The organism is Cupriavidus sp. (assembly GCF_057315035.1).
Genome location: NZ_DBHKYV010000049.1, coordinates 1 through 21,080 on the forward strand (window position 1 = coordinate 1; position 21,080 = coordinate 21,080).

The following is a 21,080-nucleotide window of genomic DNA, read 5'->3' on the forward strand; positions in this document are numbered from 1 at the left end:
TCTATCTCAAAACGGAACCAATCGTTCCGAAAAGTGTTGGTGAGCGAAATGTAGGTGCAGATGTGCCCTCGGTCAACCCGAAAATTTCAGAAGTGGAATGAAATGTTCCGGAATAATCGGTAAAAATCGATAAAAAGTGCCTTATAAGCTTCTTGCGAGGGCGCGGGCCAACGCTGTGGTTCCACAATTGGTCGGCAGTGGCACTAACCCGGCGCGCGGCGGGTTCATACCATACGGCTACCAACACGGCAGCCGCACACAACAACGCCGTGAAACCAGAGGGCGCACCGACGCCCCGTTTGGAAGGAGACAGCGATTGCCTCGTCATTTCCTCCACAGCCTCCTCGAGTCGGACCGCTCGTCGCCGGACGTCTTGCCGGCAGGTCCCGCCCATTTGTTCAAACCAGACTGACAGACTCACTTGAGGAGGATGCATCATGCGGTGGATCAAACAGCTTGTCGCCAGCACCATGCTGGCAGCCGTAGTCGTACCGGCATACGCGCAGGTCAAGGAGGTAGTTATTGCGTATCAGGACATGGTGGTGCCGTGGCGCTACGCGCAGGAAATGAAGGAGATCGAGAAGCAGACCGGCTACAAGGTTTCGTTCCGGCAGTTCGCGGGCGGTGGCGATGTGATTCGCGCCATGGCTTCCGGGCAGATCGCGATCGGGGAAGCGGGCACGTCGCCGATTGCATCCGCCATTTCCCAGGGGCTCGATGTCGAACTGTTCTGGATTCTTGACGACATCAATGCGGCCGAAGCACTGGTGGCCCGCAACGGCGCGCATGTCAACAGCATTGCCGATCTCAAGGGCAAGCGCGTAGGTGTGCCGTTCGTCTCGACCACGCACTACCATACGCTGGTGGCGCTTGAGCAGGCCAAGGTCAATATCAAGGACGTGAAGATCATGAACATGCGTCCGCCTGAAGTGGCTGCCGCATGGGAGCGCGGCGACATCGATGCCACGTTTATCTGGGACCCTGTGCTGGCAAAGCTCAAGCAGTCGGGCAAGGTGCTGGTCACGTCCGGCAAGATTGCCGCGGATACGGGCAAGTCAACCTTCGACGGCATGATCGCCAACAAGAAGTTTGCGCGCGAAAACCCTGACTTCATGGTCAAGTTTGTGAAGATCCTGGCTACCGCCGACGACAACTACCGGCAGAACCGCGCCGCCTGGAACGCCGATTCCCCGATGGTGAAAGCGGTGGCCAAGATGACCGGCGCCAAGGCCGATACGGTGCCGGCCAGCATGGCGCTGTACAGCTTCCCCACGCTGGAAGAACAGGCGTCGCCGCGCTGGCTGGGCGGTGGCGCGGCCACGGCGCTGCAATCGGCGGCGCAGTTCCTGAAGGAGCAGGGCACCATCCAGACCGTGCTGCCGAACTACGGCACCGGCGTCAATGCCGAGTGGGTCAAGCGCGCACTCGCGTCCAGGTCTCCAACCTGATCCCCGTCCGGCGCGCTCGCGCCGGCTTCAATGAATGGCGTGCCGGGGTGGGGGAGACACCACGCCCGGCAAGCGAATGACCCTGACTGGGAGGCTGTTGCCATGGCCGTACTCGAAATCGATAACCTGAGCGTCAACTACGGGGGCCGCAGTGGCGCCGAGACTCTTGCCCTTTCGCAAGTCAACCTGACCATGCAGCGCGGCGACTTCGTGGTGGCACTGGGTGCCTCCGGCTGCGGCAAGACCACGCTGCTGTCGTGCATCGCCGGATTCATGCAGCCATCGGAAGGCGAGATCCGCCTGGACGGCAAACCCGTACACGGCCCCGGCGCCGAGCGTGGCGTGGTGTTCCAGAAGCATGCGCTGATGCCGTGGCTCAATGTGGTGGAGAACGTGGCGCTGGGGCTGCGCCTGCGCGGCGTGCCGCGTTCGGAGCGGTTGCGCATGGCGCGCGAGAAGCTGGCGCTGGTGGGACTGGACAAGGTCGCGGACAAGCCCGTGTATCAGCTGTCCGGCGGCATGCAGCAGCGCGTGGGTATTGCCCGTGCGCTGGCCAACGACCCCGCTGTGATGCTGATGGATGAACCGCTCGGTGCGCTGGACGCGCTCACGCGCGAATCGATCCAGGCCATGATCCTCGAACTGTGGGCGCGCGAGCAGAAGATCGTGTTCTTCATCACCCATAGCGTGGAAGAGGCGTTGTTCCTGGCTACCCGCCTGATCGTGATGACGCCGTCGCCGGGGCGCATTGCCCATACCTACGAACTGCCGTTCGCGCAGCGCTACATCGAGTGCCGCAATGCGCGCGAAGTGAAATCGGACCCCGAGTTCATCCGTTACCGCGAAGAAATCGTCGACCTGATCCATGCCACGTCCTGAGGATGCCGCCATGAATACCCCTGCTCAACCTCTCGGAGCGACGCGCGGCACGGTTGCCGAAACCGCGGTCAGCCCCAAACGCAAGCTCAAGGCCGTTTCCGGCTATCGCATTCCCGGAGAAGGCTCCAGCTCGACGATCTCGACCGTGACCGTGATCAGCCTGCTGGCGCTCTGGTGGGTGGCCAGTCATATGCGCTGGCTGCCGCCACTGTTCCTGCCCACACCGGAGTCGATCATCACGGCGTTGATCGACGCGTGGAACGGCAACGTGCAGGGTGGCCAACCGTTGATCGAGCATTTCCAGGCCAGCATGGTGCGCGTGTTCGGCGCGTTCCTGCTGGCGGTGGTAACGGCGGTGCCGATTGGGGTGCTGATGGGCGTATCGCGCGTGGCGCGCGGCGTGTTCGATCCGCCGATCGAGTTCTACCGGCCGCTGCCGCCGCTGGCCTACCTGCCGCTGATCGTGATCTGGTTCGGTATCGACGAGATGTCGAAGATCCTGCTGATCTTCCTGGCATGCTTCGCGCCGCTGGCGATGTCGGCGCAGGCCGGCGTGCGCTCGGTGACCATCGAACAGATCAACGCCGCGTACTCGATGGGCGCCAACCGCTGGCAGGTGATCTGCCATGTGGTCATGCCGGCGGCCTTGCCGGAAATCCTGACCGGCATGCGCATCGCAATCGGTTTTGGCTGGACCACGCTGGTCGCCGCGGAGATGGTGGCGGCCACCGCCGGCCTGGGTCAGATGGTGCTCAATGCGTCGAACTTCCTGCGTACCGACGTGGTGATCATGGGCATCATGCTGATCGGCCTGATCGCCTATGTCTTCGACATGCTGATGCGCAAGGCGGAAAAATGGCTGGTGCCCTGGAAAGGCCGCATGTAATGAAAGGTAGTGTTACCTAGAACGTGGCCGCCAGTTCGCTGGCGGCTTGTTGCAGGCGCGGCACCAGTTCCAGCGAGCGCGATAGCGGCGAACGCGCGGTCGGGGCATGCACGGCCAGCGCCGCCACCACCACGCCGCGTCCGTCACGCACCGGCACCGCCACGCATGAAATCCCGGCAATGAATTCCTCGTTATCGACGCCCATTTGCTTGTGCGCGCTACGGTCCAGCTCGGCTTCGAGCAACAGCACGTCGGTAATCGTGTTTGGCGTGAAGCGCTCCAGTGGCAACTGCCGCACCAGCGCCGAGCGTTGCTCGCGCGGCAGCAGCGACAACAGCAGCTTGCCGCTGGCCGAGCAGTGCAAGGGTACGCGCGAGCCGGGCTTCAGGTCCAGTCGTAATGGCCATGGCGCTTCCATGCGGTCCAGATACAGCACCGCGGTTTCATGCAGCATGGTCAGGTTGACGGTTTCGCCGATGTCGGCGACCAGGCGGGCCAGGATGGCATGACGCAGTTGGCGCGTGCCGGAATGCGTGACGATCGCCACGCCCAGTCTCGCCAGTCGGGGGCCCACCGCGTAGGCGTTGCGGGCGCTCGGTTCGCGGATGACCAGTTCACCGGCTTCCAGCGCGCCGAGCATCCGGTGCAACGAAGCCTTGGGAGCGTCGAACCCTTGCATGATCTCGGCCAGCGTCAACGGCCGGTCGGCGGCGACCAGGAACTCCAGCAAGGCAATCGAGCGGAGCGTGGGCGTGTCACGCTCGAGCGATGCCGCAGCCGCTTCGCTGGCAACCAAGGTGACGGCGGGCGTGGATGCTTCAGCTTCCGAAGTGGCCTTGCGTGCCCGCGCGGGTGTGGGCGAGGCGACGGACGTCGTGGTTTTCATTTTTTTTGCCGTGGCGGCCTGCAATGCGGATTTCAAGGTGGGCTCCGTTCCGGAAAACGAGACGGAATCGATTGTATTCCAGATCTATCGCGCTGACACGGTAGACACAGGGAAGCCGTGCGGTCACCGCGCGGAACAGAGCACTTTGGCCATGCTCAGCGATGCTTCGCGCAAGGTAGGGATGGCCCGCATCAGCGCGTCCAGCGGTACGCGGGCGGTAGGGGCATGGCATGCAATGGCCGCCACCACCGCACCTTCCTGCTGCGCGCCGTTTTCCCCTTGTGTCAGCGCCCGTACCGGCACCGCTACCGCGGTCATGCCGCGCACGAACTCTTCGTTATCGATGCCGATACCCTGGGCGCCCAGGCGGTCGAGTTCGCCTTCGAGGACGGTCAGATCGGTCAGCGTGCGCGGGGTGTGGCTGCGCATGGTCAGGCGGCGCAGCGTCTGTTGCCGTTCCGCGCGCGACATGGCCGCCAGGAACAGTTTCCCGCTGGCCGTGCAGTACAGCGGCACGCGCGCGCCGGGCGACAAATGCAATCGCAGCGGTTCGTCCGTTTCGACACGCTCGACATATAGCACCTGATCACCGTCCATCGTGGTCAGGTTGCAGGTCTCGCCAAGCGAGGCAACCAGCCGGCCAAGAATCGTGCGGCATTCGCGCAGCATCGGTGGACTGCGCAGCGTTTGCATGGCGACGGCCGCCGCGCGTGGCCCGGGCAAGTAGCCAGCTTCGGCGGGCATCTGAATCACGAACCCTGCGTTTTCCATGGCCGCAAGCAGTCGCATCAGCGTGGTCTTGGGCATATGCAGCCGCTGTGCCATTTGCGCCAGTGTTTGAGGGTGCTGGACCCGCGACAGGAATTCCAGCACCAGCAGCGCACGCAGGCTGCGCGCTTCTTCCTCGCTGGCTGGCGCCGATGCTGCGCTGCGATTCTGAAATGGAAATTGCACATTCTGTTTCACTTTGCGTGTCTCCCCGCGATTCGGCTTGGTTCCTGAGTCTCATATTCATAAGATCGGAACGAATCGTTTCAGTATAAGAGTGCAGGGCCCGAAGCGAAACTTGGGACAGACACTGAAAACAATGGAGACAGCGGCGATGTCGCAGACAGTGGATTACATCGTGGTGGGCGCCGGTTCGGCCGGTTGCGTGCTGGCCAACCGGCTCAGCGAAAGCGGGCAGCATTCGGTCTGCCTGCTTGAAGCAGGCCCGCCTGACAGCTATCCGTGGATTCATATCCCGATTGGCTACGGCAAGACCATGTTCCACAAGACGGTCAACTGGGGCTTCTACACGGACCCGGATCCCAATATGCTGGACCGCCGTATTTACTGGCCGCGCGGGCGCACGCTGGGTGGCAGCAGCGCGATCAATGGCCTGATCTATGTGCGGGGCCAGCGGCAGGACTATGACCACTGGGCAGCACTGGGCAACCCGGGCTGGTCATGGGAAGAATGCCTGCCGTACTTCCGCAAGCTGGAAAACAACGACCTCGGCGCCGGACCCACGCATGGTACCGAGGGGCCGCTCAATGCGTCGTCGATTACCACCCCGCACCCGCTGGTCGACGCCTTCGTGGGCGCGGGGCAGTCGCTGGGCCTGCCGGTGCGCAACGATTTCAACACCGGTGATCAGGAAGGCGTGGGCTACTACCAGCTCACCACGCGCAAGGGGTGGCGTTGCTCCACCGCCGTGGCCTATCTTCGCCCGGCACGTCAGCGCTCCAATCTGCGGGTGGAAACGGAAGCCCATACCACGGCCATCATCTTCGAAGGCCGCCGCGCGGTTGGCGTGCGTTACATGCAGCACGGCCAGTTACATACGCTGCTGGCGCGCCGCGAAGTGCTGCTGAGTGCCGGCGCATTGCAGTCTCCGCAACTGCTACAGCTATCGGGCGTGGGTCCGGCGCCGTTGTTGCAGTCGCTGGGCGTCAACGTTGTACACGCGCTGCCGGGCGTTGGTGAAAACCTGCAGGACCATCTGCAGGTGCGCCTGATCTATGAAGTGGCCCAGCCAATCACCACCAACGACCAGTTGCGCACCCTGACCGGCAAGGCACGGATGGGCCTGGAATGGCTGCTGCAGCGCAAGGGACCATTGGCGATCGGCATCAACCAGGGCGCCATGTTCTGCCGCGCACTGCCAGATGAAAACCCGACGCCCGATACCCAGTTTCATTTTTCAACACTCTCGGCCGATATGGCCGGCGGCAACGTCCACCCGTTCTCGGGCTGTACGTATTCCGTTTGCCAGCTACGGCCCGAATCGCGCGGCTCGGTACGTATCCGCACCACCAATCCGTTCGATGCCCCGTCGATGCAGCCCAACTACCTGTCGACCGACCTCGACCGGCGCACCACGGTGGCGGCGGTGAAATATGCGCGACGGGTGGCGCAGACCGAGCCGATGCGTGGCTTGATGAAGCGGGAGTTTCGACCCGGCGACGACGTGCGAACCGACGACGAGATCCTGCATTTCTGCCGCGAGTATGGTGCGACGATCTTCCATCCGTCCGGCACGGCCCGCATGGGACCAGTTGATGATCCGCTGGCGGTAGTCGACGCACGCCTGCGCGTGCACGGCATCGCCGGACTGCGCGTCATCGACTGCTCGATCATGCCGACGCTGGTGTCGGGCAATACCAATGTACCGGTGGTGATGGTGGCGGAGCGCGCGGCGGACTTCATCCTGGAGGACGCCCGACGCGAGGCGCCGGTCAGCCTGGCGGCATAGATGGCATAGGCGGCAAAGGAACAACACACCAGCCTTATCCGTGAGGTACCGAACCGTTTCCCGGCACGCAAGGGTGCCGGGAGGCACCACTGCGCCTGACAAAAATGACAATCGGGGCGCATCATTCCGACCGAGGAGACAAAAATGGCAACCCAGAACGAGAAAGCCGTTAGACAGGTGGTGATGGCGTCGGTGATCGGCGCAACAATCGAATGGTACGACTTCTTCCTGTACGGCGTGGTCGCCGGCATCGTCTTCAACAAGCTGTATTTTCCGACCAGCGATCCGCTGATCGCGACCATGCTGGCCTACAGCACGTTTGCCGTCGGTTTCGTGACGCGCCCGCTCGGTGGCGTGATCTTCGGCCACTTTGGTGACAGGGTAGGGCGCAAGAGCATGCTGGTGATCACCCTCATGATCATGGGCATTTCCACATTCCTGATCGGGCTGGTGCCAACGTACGAGACCATCGGTATTGCGGCCCCGATCCTGCTGCTGATCCTGCGCGTGCTGCAAGGCATCGGGCTAGGCGGCGAGTGGGGCGGGGCAGTGCTGATGGCCTACGAGTATGCGCCCCCGGAAAAGAAGGGCTTCTATGCCTCGCTGCCACAAATCGGCCTGTCGATCGGACTCTGCCTGGCATCGGGCGTGGTGGCCCTGCTGTCGCTGACGCTGACCGACCAGCAGTTCCTGGCATGGGGTTGGCGTGTGGCGTTCCTGATCTCGGCCGGCATGGTGTTCGTCGGCATGTATATCCGGCTCAATGTAAAGGAAACCCCGGAGTTCGCAGCTGTCAAGCAGCGCAACGCCGAGACCCGGATTCCGTTTGTCGACATGATGCGGCGCTATCCGGGCAATATCCTCAAGGGCATGGGCGCACGCTATATCGATGGCGTGTTCTTCAATATCTTCGGCGTGTTTTCGATCAGCTACCTGACCGGTACCGTCAAGATCAGCCGCACCGAGGCGCTGGTAGGGGTCATGGCCGCCGCCATCGTCATGTGCATTTTCATTCCGTTGTTCGGCGCGCTGTCGGACCGCATCGGACGCACCCGTGTGTTCTTCTGGGGCGCACTGGCCACGGGCGTGGCCGCGTTCCCCGCCTTCTGGCTCATGCTCAATAGCGGACACAGCATGATGCTGATATGGCTGTCGATCGTGATCCCGTTCGGTATCCTCTACGCCGCGGTCTACGGACCGGAGGCCGCCCTGTTCTGCGAACTGTTCGACGCCAAGGTGCGCTACACCGGAATCTCCTTCGTCTACCAGTTCTCTGGAATCTTTGCCTCGGGTATCACGCCGATCATCGCCACGGCGCTGCTGAAGACGGGTCACGGCCAGCCATGGCAAATCTGTGCCTACGTATTGTTCGCCGGCGTGGTATCGGCATGGTCCGCGGCCATGATCGGGCGCCGTGTTCATCGCGATCCGATGCAAAGCAGCGGCGGTGCGCTGGGCAGCAGTGCGCGGTAAGCGCGATCTGGTACCACCAGTGTGCGTCTGCTGGGTCTAGTGGCGCCGCCGCGTCCAACGATATATTGGAACCAGCATGTGGGCAGTGGTGCCGCGCTCGGCCGGGGAGGGGGCGCCCCGAATGAACTGGCACCACTGCCCGCTGCATCTTCACGAATGACACGTTTGATGCCGCCGCCAATGCGGCCGCGGTTGGAGACCTTATGCTGCTGCTCAATCCGGGCCCCGTCACGCTGACCGAACGCGTGCGGCAGAGCCTGCTGCAAACCGACCTGTGCCATCGCGAAAGCGAGTTCTTCGACTTGCAGGACGAAGCGCGCCAGCGTCTGCTTGATATCTACGCGCTGGCGCCGGACCATTGGTCAGCGGTGCTGATGACGGGTTCGGGCACCGCCGCCGTGGAAAGCATGATCGCCGGGCTAGTGCCCGCACAGGGCAAGCTGCTGATCGTGCAGAACGGCGTGTATGGCGAGCGCATCGCGCAGATCGCCGCGCAATACCAGATCCCGCATACGCTGGTCACGCACGAGTGGATGGAAGCGCCGGACCTTGCGCGCATTGACGCCGCACTGGCCGCCGACCCCGCGATCACCCATGTCGCCGTGATCCATCATGAAACCACCACGGGCCGCCTGAACGACCTGCCGGCCATCGACCAGCTTTGCCAGGCACGCGGCAAGCGCTTGCTGGTGGATGCAGTCAGCAGCTTCGGCGCCGAAGCCATCGACTTCAGCGGCAATATCGACGCGGTGGCAGCCACGGCCAACAAGTGTCTGCACGGCGTACCGGGCGCGGCCTTCGTGATCGCGCGCCGCGCCGCGCTGACCCAGGCGGCCAGCCGCACGTACTACCTGGACATCGCGCGTCTGGCGAAACTGCAGGACCAGCGCAACACGCCATTCACGCCGTCGGTACACGCGTATTACGCGCTGGTGGAAGCGCTGCGCGAGCATCAGGACGAGGGCGGTTGGCAAGGCCGGCATCAACACTACGCCGCATTGGCCGAACAGGCCCGCGCCGGCCTGGCCACACTCGGAATCGCCGCCTTGTGGCCGTCCACGCAATCGTCGGTGGTACTGCGCGCGTACAAGCTGCCGCAGGGCATCAGCTACGAACAGTTGCACGACGGATTGAAAGCACGAGGTTTCGTGATCTATGCCGGCCAGGGCGGCCTGTCGTCGCAATTGTTCCGTATCTCGACCATGGGCGCGCTGACGAGCGCCGACATTGATCGGTTGATCGAAGGGTTCGGGGCGTTGACGCAGTGACAGGGCAGGGCCACGTCGTGGCTCGCCAACGCAACAATTCCATCACTTCGGGAAACTGTGGCCGCAAAAGTTGTAACAGCCAATGCTGCCTTTGAAGACGTAGCGCTATCGTTGCATTCAGTTTGAGGTGCTTATGTGAGCGCGAGCAATGATCTCGGCAAGTCTGTTGAGGGAGCGATCATGGCAATTCGACGTGAAGTGCCCGGTGTGCGTCCGTATGACGGCCCGGCCGGGGGATGGGGAGCACTGCGGGCAACTACCCAGGCAATCCGCACGCAAATGGATAGCGTGAAGGCACCGATAACGCTACTCAGGACCAACCAGCCAACCGGTTTCGATTGTCCGGGGTGTGCGTGGCCCGACAAGGAACACCGCTCCACCTTCCAGTTCTGCGAGAACGGTGCCAAGGCGGTCACTTGGGAAGCCACTTCCAAGCGCGTGCGTCCCGACTTCTTCCAGGCCAATACGGTGACATCGTTGCTGCACATGTCGGATTACCAGCTCGAAGACATGGGCCGGATCACCAATCCGATGGTGTACGACCGGCCTACGGATACATTCCGGCCGGTTGAATGGGCGGATGCATTCAAACGCATTGGGGAAATCCTGCGAGGCCTGGGCCCGGAAGAAGTTGATTTCTATACATCGGGAAGGGCCTCGAATGAAGCGGCATATTTGTATCAGCTGTTCGCACGCGAATACGGTTGCAATAACTTCCCCGACTGTTCGAATATGTGCCATGAGCCAACCAGCGTCGGTTTGCCATTATCGATAGGCATCGGGAAGGGGACCGTCTCGCTCGATGATTTTGACAAATGCGAGCTGATTATCTCGATTGGCCATAATCCGGGGACCAATCATCCGCGCATGATGGGGACGTTGCACGAGATCTCCCGGCGTAATGTGCCGATTATTGTCTTCAATCCCCTGAAGGAAAGGGCGCTGGAGAGATTTGCCGATCCGCAAAACTGGCTGGAAATGGCAACCTACGGCTCCACCCAAATCGCCTCCACGTACTACCAGGTAGCAGCTGGCGGCGACGCCGCTGCCCTCAAGGGCATTATGAAGGCGCTCTTGGCGATGGAGGCCGGCCAGGGAAATATCCTCGACAAGGATTTCATCGCCTTATATACCGAAGGTTTTGATGCGTTCGCAGAGGACCTGGCAGCGACCTCCTGGGAAGACATCGAGAAGGCGAGTGGGCTGACCAGAGCGGATCTCGAGTCAGTTGCCGAGCTCTATGCCAAGTCCAATGCGACAATTGTCACCTACGGCATGGGCGTGACGCAGCACAGCAGGGGGACGGCGAACGTTCGGTTGATCGCAGATCTGCTTTTCCTGCGCGGCAATTTCGGCAAGCCAGGGGCGGGTATCTGTCCGCTTCGCGGGCACTCGAACGTGCAAGGCAACAGGACAGTCGGGATCACGGAAAAGCCGTCGGAGAGTTTTCTCCAGCGAATCGAGGACGCGCTTGGCTTCAAGCCACCACGCGAGCACGGGCGCGATGCGGTGAAAGCCATGCAGGCGATGGTAGAAGGCAAGTCGAAGGCGCTGATTTGCCTGGGGGGAAACTTTGCGGTGGCACTGCCTGACGCGGATCAGTCCTTTCCAGCGATGGGCAAGCTCGACCTCAGCGTGCATATCGGCACGAAACTCAATCGCACCCATCTCTTGGTGGCCAGGGAAACCTATCTTCTCCCTTGCCTTGGTCGAACCGAACTGGATATCCAGGCTAGCGGCCCACAGTCGGTCACCGTCGAGGATTCAATGTCGATGGTGCACGCTTCGGCCGGCAAGTTGACGCCCGCGTCCGAACATCTTCGCTCGGAGCCGTCGATAGTCGCGGGAATGGCCGAGGGTACATTACCAAACAGTAAGGTGCCCTGGTCGGAACTCGTCGCCGACTATGACAAGATTCGCGACCTGATCGAAAAAACAGTACCTGGTTTCGAGGACTTCAACGCGCGTATTCGCGTACCTGGCGGTTTTCGGCTGCCATTGCCTCCCACCGAACGCAAATGGACGACGCCATCGGGAAAGGCGGTTTTCTCAGTCTATGGGGGCGTGAAGGAAGACGCCGACGTCCTCGGCGCCCAGGATGTGCTGCGCCTCATGACGATTCGCAGCCATGATCAGTACAACACCACGATCTATGCGCTGGACGATCGATACCGCGGCGTGTTTGGTCGTCGGGATGTGGTGTTCATGAATGAGGCGGACATGGCGGGACGCGGACTTGAACATGGCGATATCGTCGATATCGAAACCGTGTTCTCAAGTCGCAAGTTGCATCTCAAGGGGCTGACCGCCATCGCGTATGACAACATCGTGCGCGGTTCGGTCGCCGCCTACTATCCCGAAGCCAATGTGCTGGTGCCACTCGAATATTTCGACCCGGACAGCGGTACGCCTTCCTACAAATCAATCCCGGTGCGCGTAGTACGCGCAGAACCGGATTGAACAGGCGCCCTCGCTGAAGAGGTTGAGTTGACGGCAGCCGCCACGCGCTCCTTGGCAATGTGCGAAAGGGGACATTCAGATTGTGAGGAGCGCCGAGATACTTTCCACTGGCACCTGCGTAAGTCACTCCGAGCAATCTTCGCACGGGGTCATGGGACTTTGAGTCAGTGGTATGAGCTTGGCGAACCGGTTAGCCTATCCAGGATAGGAAGTGCGCAAAAAGAGGAGTCAGAATCCCATGAAAAAGTCTTTTGCGCTGATCGCGGCCGCCACCCTGACCGGCACCGCATACGCCCAGTCGAATGTCACCCTATACGGGATCGTCGACGCCGGTGTCGAATTCAATACGAACGCAGGGAGCGCCGGCAACAGTCTCACTCGACTGACTTCCGGGAATCTGTCTGGCTCGCGCTGGGGATTGCGTGGGAACGAGGACCTGGGCAGCGGCCTGAAGGCCGTATTCGTTCTGGAAAGCGGATTCGACCTCGATACCGGCAATTCAGGGCAGGGTGGGCGCCTGTTCGGGCGCAATGCCTATGTTGGGGCGAACAGCCCCTACGGGTCGTTGCTGCTGGGCCGACAGCAGACAGCCATGCGCGAGTTCGGCAATGTCTATGACCCGGCGCAACTGGCCGACCGCTACGGCATCCTCTCGATCGCGCCAGAGTTTGGCGCACGTGCGGACAACTCCATCAAGTACGTTGGCCAGTTCGGCGGGTTGACCGCAATAGCCTTTTATTCGTTCCAGTCCAACGGAAACGAGGTGCCCGGCGCCTATGTGTTCGGTCGCGATTTCGGTGCATTCTTCAACTACACCAAGGGGCCATTTTCAATGGGCTTGTCCTACGACGATGCCCATGCCGGCACGCCTGCAAACCAGGCGCCAGTCTTCCGGCGCTATTCGGTGGCGGGTACGTACGCGACAGGGCCGGCGAAGGTAATCGCCGGCTACCGGCTCGCCAAGGCCCTCGATGGCGCCATGCTGCCGGGTGCCCAGGCTGCGAACACCGGATCGAATCTCTACTGGCTCGCGCTCGGGTATCAACTGACGCCGGCATTCACGGTAACCAGCGCGGCGTACTACCAGGATTTCCGTCAGACCGGTTCGGATCCTTGGTTGTTCTCCGTGATGGGCGACTATTCGTTGAGCAAGCGCACCGATATCTATGCATCGGTTTCGTATGCGCTCAACAAGGACAAGTCGCAACTAGGGGTCAATGGCTTCAACAGCGGATCGGGCTCGAGTGCCATTTTCAACGTGGAGCCAGGCGCAAACCAGTTCGGAGCGGTGGTGGGCATTCGTCACCGGTTCTGAGGATGGCCAGCGGTGGAGATTATTTCAGGAACCCTGAGGACTAGCCATGATTGCGCTAGCCCTCATTCTTTTATTTAACATAAGATAGATTCTTACTTCGAAAGACGTTGGCACCAAGTTGTAATGTCCGCTTATAGCCAAGTTCAAATGTCCGCCTGAGGCGTTTGTCCATGGTATTCAGCCTGCCCGGTAAAATGCAATGGAGACGCCAGAGGATGGCTAGACCCGAGGTCATTTCAGTAAGCATGCAGGAGTTAGACAGGCTCAAGACCGTCCAGGCGGTTGATCGGCAATTCCGGCAGCTGCTGGAACGGTACAGATGGAACGCGGCGTAGGCGCGGGCGCCCACCTGGCAAGAAGTCGCAGTGGTCGTTGGACCAGAATGACATGCTGGAGGCGCTGCAGCGGCTGCAGCGGCTGCAGCGGCTGCAGAAGCAGTCATGGCCACTCAACGGGACACAGAACTGATCTACAAACGGGCAAACAGCGTTGCCGGTCTTCTGTGCCCTATAGATCGAGTCTGCTTCTAAACGCTTGTTTGTGTGGCGAGGCCTTGCCCATGAGCATCAGTAACGGAATAGCCAACAATGGACTAATCCCAAGCGCAACAAGAACCCATCTCCACCTTGATCGGCCGTAAGTGGAAGCAAGGGATCCACACACACTGGAAAATAGCACCCAGAGCGGGATCACAAATGACAGCACCAACAAAGCCATATAGAAAATCATTGAGGTTCCGCTTCCTCAGTTGAACACCGGTTGGACCGCTATTTGTCGAGCACCGAATGCACTTCCATGTCAATCGACCGATGAAGACTCCCCTACTCTCCCTCGCCGTATTGCTAGTTGCCATCGTGGCCGTAGCAGGATGCTCGGACCGAAACTCGTCCTCACAGAAGGCTGCGGAAAACACTCCAATTTCAGCGAATGTACCGCGCACTGACGAATGGCTCGGCAAGTGGACCGGCCCGGAAGGCACGTTCCTCGAGCTGGCTGGTGGCCATGGCAAGTACGACGTCACCGTGCAGAATCTCGATGGTCCGCGCAAGTTTGAGGGCCGGTATGCCGATGGCGGTATCGAATTCGACCGCGACGGGACCAGGGAGGCCATTCGCGCCACCAATGGCGCCGGGACCGGCATGAAATGGCTCGCAGACAAGAAGAACTGTTTGACGGTTCGCGCGGGTGAAGGCTACTGCAGGGACTGAGCACGCGAAGCATGACTATTGGGGTGCGAATCCCGAGAGACGTATCTGGGAGTACTGGAACTCGTTCACGCGGCTCCGACTTGCATCAGGGCGCTGACATGAGCCGCCGTACTCGTGGCCAATGCGTCCAGGCTATAGCCCCCTTCCAGGATCGATACGATGCGACCGTCGCACGTCTTGTCGGCGATCTGCATCAGTTCTCTGGTGACCCAATGAAAGTCGCTGTCCTCCAGGTTCATGCCAGCGAGGGGATCCAGGCGGTGCGCGTCGAATCCAGTGGAGAGAATAAGTATCTCGGGGGCGAACGCCGCTAGCGAGGGAAGTATGTGGGCTGAAATTGCCTCACGGAATTGCGTCGAATCGCAACCGCGAGGCAACGGAACGTTGACGATATTGTGGTTCACCCCTGTTTCGGACCGCGCGCCCGTACCGGGATAGAAAGGCGACTGGTGGCTGGACGCATAGAACAGCTCCGGACGGTCGAAGAATGCGGTCTGGGTTCCATTGCCGTGATGCACATCGAAATCGACTACAGCGACGCGCTCGAGCTTGTGGACCTCATAGGCATAGGCTGCCGCGATCGCTGCCTGGTTGAAAATGCAAAATCCCATCGCCTTCGCCGGTTCAGCGTGGTGGCCGCACGGCCGCGTCGCGCAAAACACGTTGCGCGCCTGGCCATCCATCACTGCATCGACACCCGCGCAGGCCGCGCCGACGCAGCGCATGACGGCCTCCCATGAACCCGGCGACATGACTGTATCGCCCGCATCGAGCGGCGTGTATCCCCGGGTGGGAACGCTTTGCGCGATCTCGTCGATGTAGTCCTCATCGTGAATCAACCGCAACTGCTCGACGGTGCCCATCGGCGCATCGCGCCATGCCAGCGAAGCGAAGTCCGGCGTTCGCAGCGCATCCACAACGGCTCTCAGGCGTTCGGGTGACTCCGGATGGTGCGGACCGGGGCGGTGCTCCAGACACGCGGTGTGGGTATAAATAATCGTAGTTGTCATGTTCGGCTGTACTCGGTTTCAACCGGCGACTTTCCCTACATCGCATATCGGTGGGCTATGCCGATCAGAACGGCGCCCTTCTGATATGCAATATATCAGAACATTTCCATGCGGGCACACAAGGGATGATTGCAGGTCATCGCCCCCTGTTTCAGGCGCACACGCAACAGGGGCCTGTTCCAGACAAGTAAAAGTCTTGTACGCCAACTGGCATTTACCCCGAGAAGCCGCCTGCACAGAATAGGACTCACCATCGCGCAACTTGCTGCGCGGTTAATCAAGGTGGTGACGATTCGAGGCTCGCCGGCTGGGTGCCGGCCTATGTGGACGGGGCAGCCTGGCGAACACAGGTCTGATTGCCAGGTATCTTGCATTGCGGCAGCACTTATCGCTCCTCCAAACGAGGCTTATCGCCAACAGGAGCTTGTATGCCCAAAGACATTCCTCAAACGCCGTCGCGTCGGCAATTCATCGGCGCTGCCGCCGCGACCCTTGCCGCAGGCTCATGGAGTGGGCTCGCTTTCGCGGACCCGCGGAAATCCATCACTGAAGCCGCACCTCCCAAGTCTGGCGACAAGACCACTATCCGCCCTTTACGCGTCAACGTTCCGGAAGCGCAACTCACCGACCTGCGGGGGCGCATCAAGGCCACGAGGTGGCCTGAGCGCGAGACGGTCACGGACGCATCGCAAGGCGTCAAGCTCGCAACAGTGCAGCACCTTGCCCACTATTGGTCGACGGGGTACGACTGGCGCAAGGTTGAAACCAGACTCAACACCCTCCCCCAGTTCATCACAGAGATCGACGGCCTCGACATTCATTTCATCCACGTCCGCTCCAGGCATGCAAACGCCTTGCCCGTCATCGTCACCCACGGCTGGCCCGGATCGATCATCGAGCAATTGAAAATCATCGATCCGCTGGTCAACCCGACGGCCCATGGCGGCAATGCTTCGGACGCCTTCGATGTCGTGATCCCATCGCTCCCAGGCCACGGACTTTCAGGCAAGCCAACTGCCTCCGGCTGGGATCCCGCCCGTATCGCCCGCGCCTGGATCACTCTGATGAAGCGCCTTGGATATACGCGGTATGTTGCCCAAGGCGGCGACTGGGGCAATGCGGTGACGGAGCAGATGGCGCTTCTCACGCCTCCTGAATTGCTCGGCATCCATACCAACATGCCCGCCACGATCCCGGACGGCATTGCAGACGCACTGAAATTTGGTGGTTCTGTACCGACTGGTCTCTCGGCTGACGAAGCGCACGCGTACGAACAGCTCGACAATTTCTACAAGCATGGCCTGGGCTATGCGCTGGAGATGGCGAACCGGCCGCAAACGCTTTATGCCTTGGCGGACTCGCCGGTTGGCCTTGCCGCCTGGATGCTCGATCACGACGCCAGCAGCCAGGCGCTAATTGCGCGCGTCTTCGACGGCCAGTCAGAGGGGCTTACACGCGATGACATTCTCGACAACATCACGCTCTACTGGCTAACCAACACCGCTATCTCATCGGCTCGCCTGTATTGGGAAAACAAGCTGAATTTTTTTGCACCCAAGCACGTGTCCATCCCGGTTGCCGTTAGCGTCTTCGCCGACGAGATCTATGCCGCGCCCCGGAGTTGGGTAGCGAAGGCATATCCCAGGCTAATCCACTTCAACCGCCTCGAAAAAGGCGGACACTTTGCCGCGTGGGAGCAGCCAGTCGCCTTCACAAACGAGTTACGCACAAGCTTCCGGTCGCTGCGCTAAAGGCAACGGCGCGGACACTGCCGTCGCGGTGTTGTCCGCGCTGACTTCGAAAGGATGCTGCCCGAAGCGAGGCGGCTTCAGCGCAAAGGCGCCATGCGAGGACGTATGTACGTCGAGGCATAGGGCAACTCGTCGCGGGTCCTTGAAACAGACGTTATTTGGTACTAAGTAGAAACACCATGCCGTCCGGACCGTAGCGCCACGCCCGGCCCGTCGACATTGCGATGTACTGAAGGTACATCGCTTCCGCTTCAGCCAAGCTGATACTTTTCCCTCGCGAGATGGCCGATACCGATGCGGTCCAGCACTGGAAGCGGGCACATGAAGGTCACGCGAACCGTGCCAGGAAGTCTGCTAATGTCGATCGATCCGGCGATCGTGGCGCGATTGAGCACTTCGTCGTAAGGCAGGCCAGTGACATCGGCCGCGCGCTGCAGGCCATTCTTCGTTGCGACGTTCAAATCGACGCCGCTACCGATGAACGTGATCGGCGCCGACTCCTCGATCTGAACCTGCCCCCAGCGTGCGCCGAGCTCGCCCACCCTCCGCCGCTCCTCTTGCGACATCGGGCGCGCCAGGGGCGGCAGATCCTCGAGATTCTGGAACAGGACCGGCCCGTCAAGCGTCAGGTGCTTGATGACCTCGACCTGGAGTTCAGTCTCCCCTGACACGTCGGTAGCATGTCCAGCGATCTCGCCATTTCCCTGTTGCGCGTGCATGTCACCAAGATAGACCCCTGCGCCCGGGACCTTGACCGGGCAAATCAGGATCGCGCCTTCGCGCACCGTGTTGGTATCCATATGGCCGTCGGTCTTGGCGGCATGCAGCTCGTCGCGGGTCATCGAGAACCGGTGCGGCGCGCCTACCAGGTGCTGCCCAAAGTCGGCGCAGTTGTGGGAGTCCGGGAGATCGCGCGCCGGCGTTGTACCAATATTGCCGAGGAACGGCCGCATGCGAGAAGCCACGCCCGCCATATCGGCGCGTGCCAGCGACAGGATCGAATGCTGCGCTGCCAGTTCAGGCAGCGCGGACATCTCCGAAGCCTTGCCAGCCAGCCGATCTGCAATCTCCTGGTTGACTGTGAGACTGAGTTGACTCTCGTGGTCGAACACGACGACATATCCATGACTGAATCGAAATGCGCTGACCTCCGCACCACAGTTGTCGCAGCGGATAGCGTCGTCGCCGATCCCTTCGACGTGGCTTGCCGGGTGCTCGACGCCACATTGCGCGCAGACCTTTGCCACGAACGGATCGCCATGGTAACGGCCTTCGACAAACTCCATCACACCCGATGATGTTGCGAACGAACTGACACGCATTCGCCGAATTTTCAACGCCACTGCATCGCCAACTTCGGCGCCTGCGATCGACACAGGCTGAGTCACTTCGTGGCCACCCTCGAAAGCCGGGGTGATCATCGGCCCCCAGCAGCCTGGCGGTGTTCCTGCCATAAGCGTTCCGCCATCGGCGAGGGGTCCCAGCATTGGTTGGCTTGGGCCGATCACGCCGTGGGTGTAGGTCTCGACCCGTAGCCAATCCACAATATTCCGGTCGATCTTGTTCGCGATAGTTGTCATGAAGTGCTGCCTCCGGTTTGACTTTTGGTATGGAATGCGTCAGGACGGCTGAAAATTCCGATGGCTCGTACTGACGACACGCGTTCGGGACAGTTAAACGCGCCGATGTATCGCCCCAGTAGCCCGCCTCCCCTGCATTGGTCAGCACACGTATCCACATCTCCATCAGATACAGTGCGATACAGCGATATGGGTCAATCGACGTGCTGGTCAACGACGCCGGCTACGGGCATGAAAGAACCATGGAAGAGTCTTCGCTGGAAGATCTTCGCAGGCACTTCGACGTTAATGTGTTTGGGGCTGTGGCAATGATGAAGGCCGTTTTGCCGGGGATGCGACGTCGGCGAACGGGAAGCAGGCTTGGGGCCCTGCCAAGGCCTTGCCGTACTACTGTTGCTCGTTGAGGTTAAGGGCGCACCGACCAGCCTGCTCCTGCCCCGTCAATGCCGACGCGTAAAATCGCGTTGCATCAAGCCATGCAAAAGGCCAAACCGCAGGCCTGGCTCGGATGCCTGCATCTCCTCGATGCCAAACACCTTGAATACCGCCAGCATCACGGCGAGGCCACCTGGCAGCGCTTCCAGACGTTGATGCTTGAGGCCGTTGAGTTTCAGCCGACGAAGATGCCCAGCCTCTAGCAAGTGCAGCGATAGCCGCAACAGCCCATCGTACGTAATGGCGTCCCGACCACGCGTGTTCAGATCATTGCATCGCAGGACTCGCGCAAGCAGACGAGCCGTGCCTGAAGACCCGATGGCGCGCTGCCAGGGGTAGTCTTGAAAGCGCGCGGCCGCCTTCCCGATTTCCTCCCCTGCTATCCGCTCCGCCAACTGCATGTTGCGTGCATCGAGCACGCCGTCAGGAAAGAAGCGTCTGCCGAATGTGCCACTGCCGATCGGTACGCTGTCCGCTACCAGAAGACGTTCGCCGTGACCAACGACCAATTCTGTCGAGCCACCGCCGATATCGATCACCAATCGTGTGGTGTTTCCGTCCGGCATAGTATGTGCGATGCCGGCATAGACCAGGCGCGCCTCCTCGTGGCCGGAGATCACATCGATTTGGAAGCCAAGGTGTTGCTCTGCTTTGGCAAGGAATACGGCGGCATTGCTTGCCACGCGCACGGTGTTGGTAGCCACCGCCCGTACACGGTTGGCCTCGAAGCCGCGCAACCGTTTGCCGAAGCGCTCCAGCGCCAGCCAGCCCCTCTCAAGCGAGGAGTCGTCCAACTCCGAGCCACGCAGGCCATGTGAAAGGCGGACCGGTTCGCGGAAGGACGCCACCTTCTTGATGACATGACTCGGCGCACGTTGGCCGATCATCATGCGAAACGCATTGGAGCCAAGGTCTACTGCGGCATAGAACGGGGTTGTCATACGGAGTGTGGAGGCAGTCCAAGCGCGGAGCTTGCGCCAGCCCGATCTGTGGAGATCGCGGATAATGCCGCACGAATTGCTACAGTTTGATGACAGGAGTTGGCGTCACTGCAAACCAGCGTACGTCAAAGGAGGAAAGCCCGGCTCGGGCAGTGCGCCGGTGTCTGGTCGCCCCCCCCTTGTACAAGCTCGTGATTAATTAGTCGGGCAATTCCCTCACGCCTTCGAAGGTTCGCGCCATGCGTTGGCACAGCGCGCGAGGGTCTTTCGACTAACCTACACTGACATCGCCAGGCTATGACTTCGGCGGCCGGCCGGTCTTGACGGTTTCGAGTTTTGCTACGGCAGCCAGCAATTCCTTCGGCGACTTGTTCGCCAGCAACAACAGGCCCGCACGAAGGATCTCGCTCTTCTTGATCTGTACACCTGCCTCCAGGCAGCGTTCCTTCACCGTGCCGATCTTCAGATAATCAGATTTCGGCATCGTGAAGCTGTCTCGCACGACCTTGTCCCGACCCGGCACTGCCTTCTTCGCCGACTTCGACTTCTCTGCCCTGGACTTCTGGACCTTGGAGGCGACGCCTTTGCTTGGTACTTGCTCTTTGGTCTTTTCAGCCTTCTTCTTGGCTAAGGGCTTCGCCTTGGCCTCGGACTTCGCTTTGGCTACAGGCTTCGCCTTTGCCTCGGGCTTCGTTTTGGCTACGGGCTTCCTTTTGGCTGCAGGCTTTGCCTTGGCCTCGGGTTTCGCTTTGGCTGCAGGCTTTGCCTTGGCCTCGGGTTTCGCTTTGGCTGCAGGCTTTGCC

Annotated in this window: 16 protein-coding genes and 1 pseudogene; 11 read left to right on the forward strand and 6 right to left on the reverse strand. The window is 60.9% G+C overall.

Translation table 11 applies throughout. From position 1 onward, the window contains the following. Positions 1 to 437: 437 nt before the first annotated feature. The 3 genes from tauA (at position 438) to ACO550_RS34765 (ending at position 3,213) form a co-directional block, all read left to right on the forward strand. Positions 438 to 1,448 carry a taurine ABC transporter substrate-binding protein gene (gene tauA / locus ACO550_RS34755; RefSeq protein WP_315598539.1) on the forward strand — a complete coding sequence of 337 codons (1,011 nt, stop codon included), beginning with the start codon at positions 438 to 440 and terminating at the stop codon, positions 1,446 to 1,448. Positions 1,449 to 1,550: 102 nt separating this feature from the next. Beyond that, the gene (locus ACO550_RS34760; RefSeq protein ID WP_315598540.1) at positions 1,551 to 2,327 is read left to right on the forward strand and encodes a taurine ABC transporter ATP-binding protein; all 777 of its coding nucleotides are present in this window, start codon (positions 1,551 to 1,553) and stop codon (positions 2,325 to 2,327) included. A gap of 10 nt (positions 2,328 to 2,337) precedes the next feature. Beyond that, positions 2,338 to 3,213, forward strand: coding sequence for an ABC transporter permease subunit (locus tag ACO550_RS34765; RefSeq protein WP_315598541.1), 876 nt, complete (start codon positions 2,338 to 2,340; stop codon positions 3,211 to 3,213). Positions 3,214 to 3,229: 16 nt separating this feature from the next. Here ACO550_RS34765 and ACO550_RS34770 read toward each other — a convergent pair whose 3' ends face one another. Then, complete coding sequence (locus ACO550_RS34770; protein ID WP_315598542.1) at positions 3,230 to 4,099, reverse strand: IclR family transcriptional regulator domain-containing protein; 870 nt, start codon at positions 4,097 to 4,099, stop codon at positions 3,230 to 3,232. A gap of 123 nt (positions 4,100 to 4,222) precedes the next feature. Beyond that, entirely contained in the window at positions 4,223 to 5,065 is an 843-nt protein-coding gene (locus ACO550_RS34775; protein WP_315598543.1) for an IclR family transcriptional regulator domain-containing protein, read from the reverse strand. Positions 5,066 to 5,201: 136 nt separating this feature from the next. On the opposite strand from ACO550_RS34775, the gene ACO550_RS34780 reads away from it, so the two are divergent. From ACO550_RS34780 to ACO550_RS34805, 6 genes are all read left to right on the forward strand, one after another. Then, positions 5,202 to 6,836, forward strand: a complete 1,635-nt coding sequence (locus tag ACO550_RS34780) for a choline dehydrogenase (protein ID WP_315598544.1) — start codon at positions 5,202 to 5,204, stop codon at positions 6,834 to 6,836. 144 nt (positions 6,837 to 6,980) lie between these two features. After that, positions 6,981 to 8,309 (forward strand): MFS transporter, encoded by a 1,329-nt coding sequence (locus ACO550_RS34785; RefSeq protein ID WP_315598545.1) that lies wholly within the window; start codon positions 6,981 to 6,983, stop codon positions 8,307 to 8,309. A 203-nt stretch (positions 8,310 to 8,512) separates the two neighbouring features. Then, entirely contained in the window at positions 8,513 to 9,577 is a 1,065-nt protein-coding gene (locus ACO550_RS34790; protein WP_315598546.1) for a 2-aminoethylphosphonate aminotransferase, read from the forward strand. Between the two features lie 180 nt (positions 9,578 to 9,757). After that, positions 9,758 to 12,037 carry an FdhF/YdeP family oxidoreductase gene (locus ACO550_RS34795; RefSeq protein ID WP_315598547.1) on the forward strand — a complete coding sequence of 760 codons (2,280 nt, stop codon included), beginning with the start codon at positions 9,758 to 9,760 and terminating at the stop codon, positions 12,035 to 12,037. Positions 12,038 to 12,275: 238 nt separating this feature from the next. Continuing rightward, complete coding sequence (locus tag ACO550_RS34800) at positions 12,276 to 13,352, forward strand: porin (RefSeq protein WP_315598548.1); 1,077 nt, start codon at positions 12,276 to 12,278, stop codon at positions 13,350 to 13,352. A 785-nt stretch (positions 13,353 to 14,137) separates the two neighbouring features. Then, positions 14,138 to 14,560, forward strand: a complete 423-nt coding sequence (locus ACO550_RS34805; RefSeq protein ID WP_485995108.1) for a hypothetical protein — start codon at positions 14,138 to 14,140, stop codon at positions 14,558 to 14,560. A 65-nt stretch (positions 14,561 to 14,625) separates the two neighbouring features. Here the strand turns inward: ACO550_RS34805 and ACO550_RS34810 are convergent, their stop codons facing one another. Then, a complete protein-coding gene (locus tag ACO550_RS34810; RefSeq protein ID WP_315598550.1) occupies positions 14,626 to 15,570 on the reverse strand; it encodes a histone deacetylase family protein in 945 nt (314 codons plus the stop codon). A gap of 428 nt (positions 15,571 to 15,998) precedes the next feature. Here ACO550_RS34810 and ACO550_RS34815 point away from each other — a divergent pair, with 428 nt between their 5' ends. Further along, positions 15,999 to 17,321 carry an alpha/beta fold hydrolase gene (locus ACO550_RS34815; protein WP_315598551.1) on the forward strand — a complete coding sequence of 441 codons (1,323 nt, stop codon included), beginning with the start codon at positions 15,999 to 16,001 and terminating at the stop codon, positions 17,319 to 17,321. Positions 17,322 to 17,572: 251 nt separating this feature from the next. On the opposite strand, the gene ACO550_RS34820 is transcribed toward ACO550_RS34815, so the two are convergent. Continuing rightward, positions 17,573 to 18,901 (reverse strand): acetamidase/formamidase family protein, encoded by a 1,329-nt coding sequence (locus ACO550_RS34820; protein ID WP_315598552.1) that lies wholly within the window; start codon positions 18,899 to 18,901, stop codon positions 17,573 to 17,575. A gap of 185 nt (positions 18,902 to 19,086) precedes the next feature. Here ACO550_RS34820 and ACO550_RS34825 point away from each other — a divergent pair. Next, positions 19,087 to 19,254, forward strand: a pseudogene (locus tag ACO550_RS34825) (SDR family NAD(P)-dependent oxidoreductase); the annotation flags it as partial. Between the two features lie 87 nt (positions 19,255 to 19,341). Here the strand turns inward: ACO550_RS34825 and ACO550_RS34830 are convergent. Both ACO550_RS34830 and ACO550_RS34835 read right to left on the reverse strand, forming a co-directional pair. After that, positions 19,342 to 20,226, reverse strand: coding sequence for a Ppx/GppA phosphatase family protein (locus ACO550_RS34830; RefSeq protein WP_315598553.1), 885 nt, complete (start codon positions 20,224 to 20,226; stop codon positions 19,342 to 19,344). A gap of 346 nt (positions 20,227 to 20,572) precedes the next feature. Continuing rightward, a partial coding sequence (locus ACO550_RS34835; protein WP_315598554.1) for a hypothetical protein occupies positions 20,573 to 21,080 on the reverse strand: 508 nt, incomplete at its 5' end.

Coding starts and splice junctions, on each gene's coding strand:
- tauA (WP_315598539.1), top strand. CDS start 438: ATGCGGTGGATCAAACAGCTTGTCGCCAGCACCATGCTGGCAGCCGTA.
- ACO550_RS34760 (WP_315598540.1), top strand. CDS start 1,551: ATGGCCGTACTCGAAATCGATAACCTGAGCGTCAACTACGGGGGCCGC.
- ACO550_RS34765 (WP_315598541.1), top strand. CDS start 2,338: ATGAATACCCCTGCTCAACCTCTCGGAGCGACGCGCGGCACGGTTGCC.
- ACO550_RS34770 (WP_315598542.1), bottom strand. CDS start 4,099: ATGAAAACCACGACGTCCGTCGCCTCGCCCACACCCGCGCGGGCACGC.
- ACO550_RS34780 (WP_315598544.1), top strand. CDS start 5,202: ATGTCGCAGACAGTGGATTACATCGTGGTGGGCGCCGGTTCGGCCGGT.
- ACO550_RS34785 (WP_315598545.1), top strand. CDS start 6,981: ATGGCAACCCAGAACGAGAAAGCCGTTAGACAGGTGGTGATGGCGTCG.
- ACO550_RS34790 (WP_315598546.1), top strand. CDS start 8,513: ATGCTGCTGCTCAATCCGGGCCCCGTCACGCTGACCGAACGCGTGCGG.
- ACO550_RS34795 (WP_315598547.1), top strand. CDS start 9,758: ATGGCAATTCGACGTGAAGTGCCCGGTGTGCGTCCGTATGACGGCCCG.
- ACO550_RS34800 (WP_315598548.1), top strand. CDS start 12,276: ATGAAAAAGTCTTTTGCGCTGATCGCGGCCGCCACCCTGACCGGCACC.
- ACO550_RS34805 (WP_485995108.1), top strand. CDS start 14,138: ATGCACTTCCATGTCAATCGACCGATGAAGACTCCCCTACTCTCCCTC.
- ACO550_RS34810 (WP_315598550.1), bottom strand. CDS start 15,570: ATGACAACTACGATTATTTATACCCACACCGCGTGTCTGGAGCACCGC.
- ACO550_RS34815 (WP_315598551.1), top strand. CDS start 15,999: ATGCCCAAAGACATTCCTCAAACGCCGTCGCGTCGGCAATTCATCGGC.
- ACO550_RS34820 (WP_315598552.1), bottom strand. CDS start 18,901: ATGACAACTATCGCGAACAAGATCGACCGGAATATTGTGGATTGGCTA.
- ACO550_RS34830 (WP_315598553.1), bottom strand. CDS start 20,226: ATGATGATCGGCCAACGTGCGCCGAGTCATGTCATCAAGAAGGTGGCG.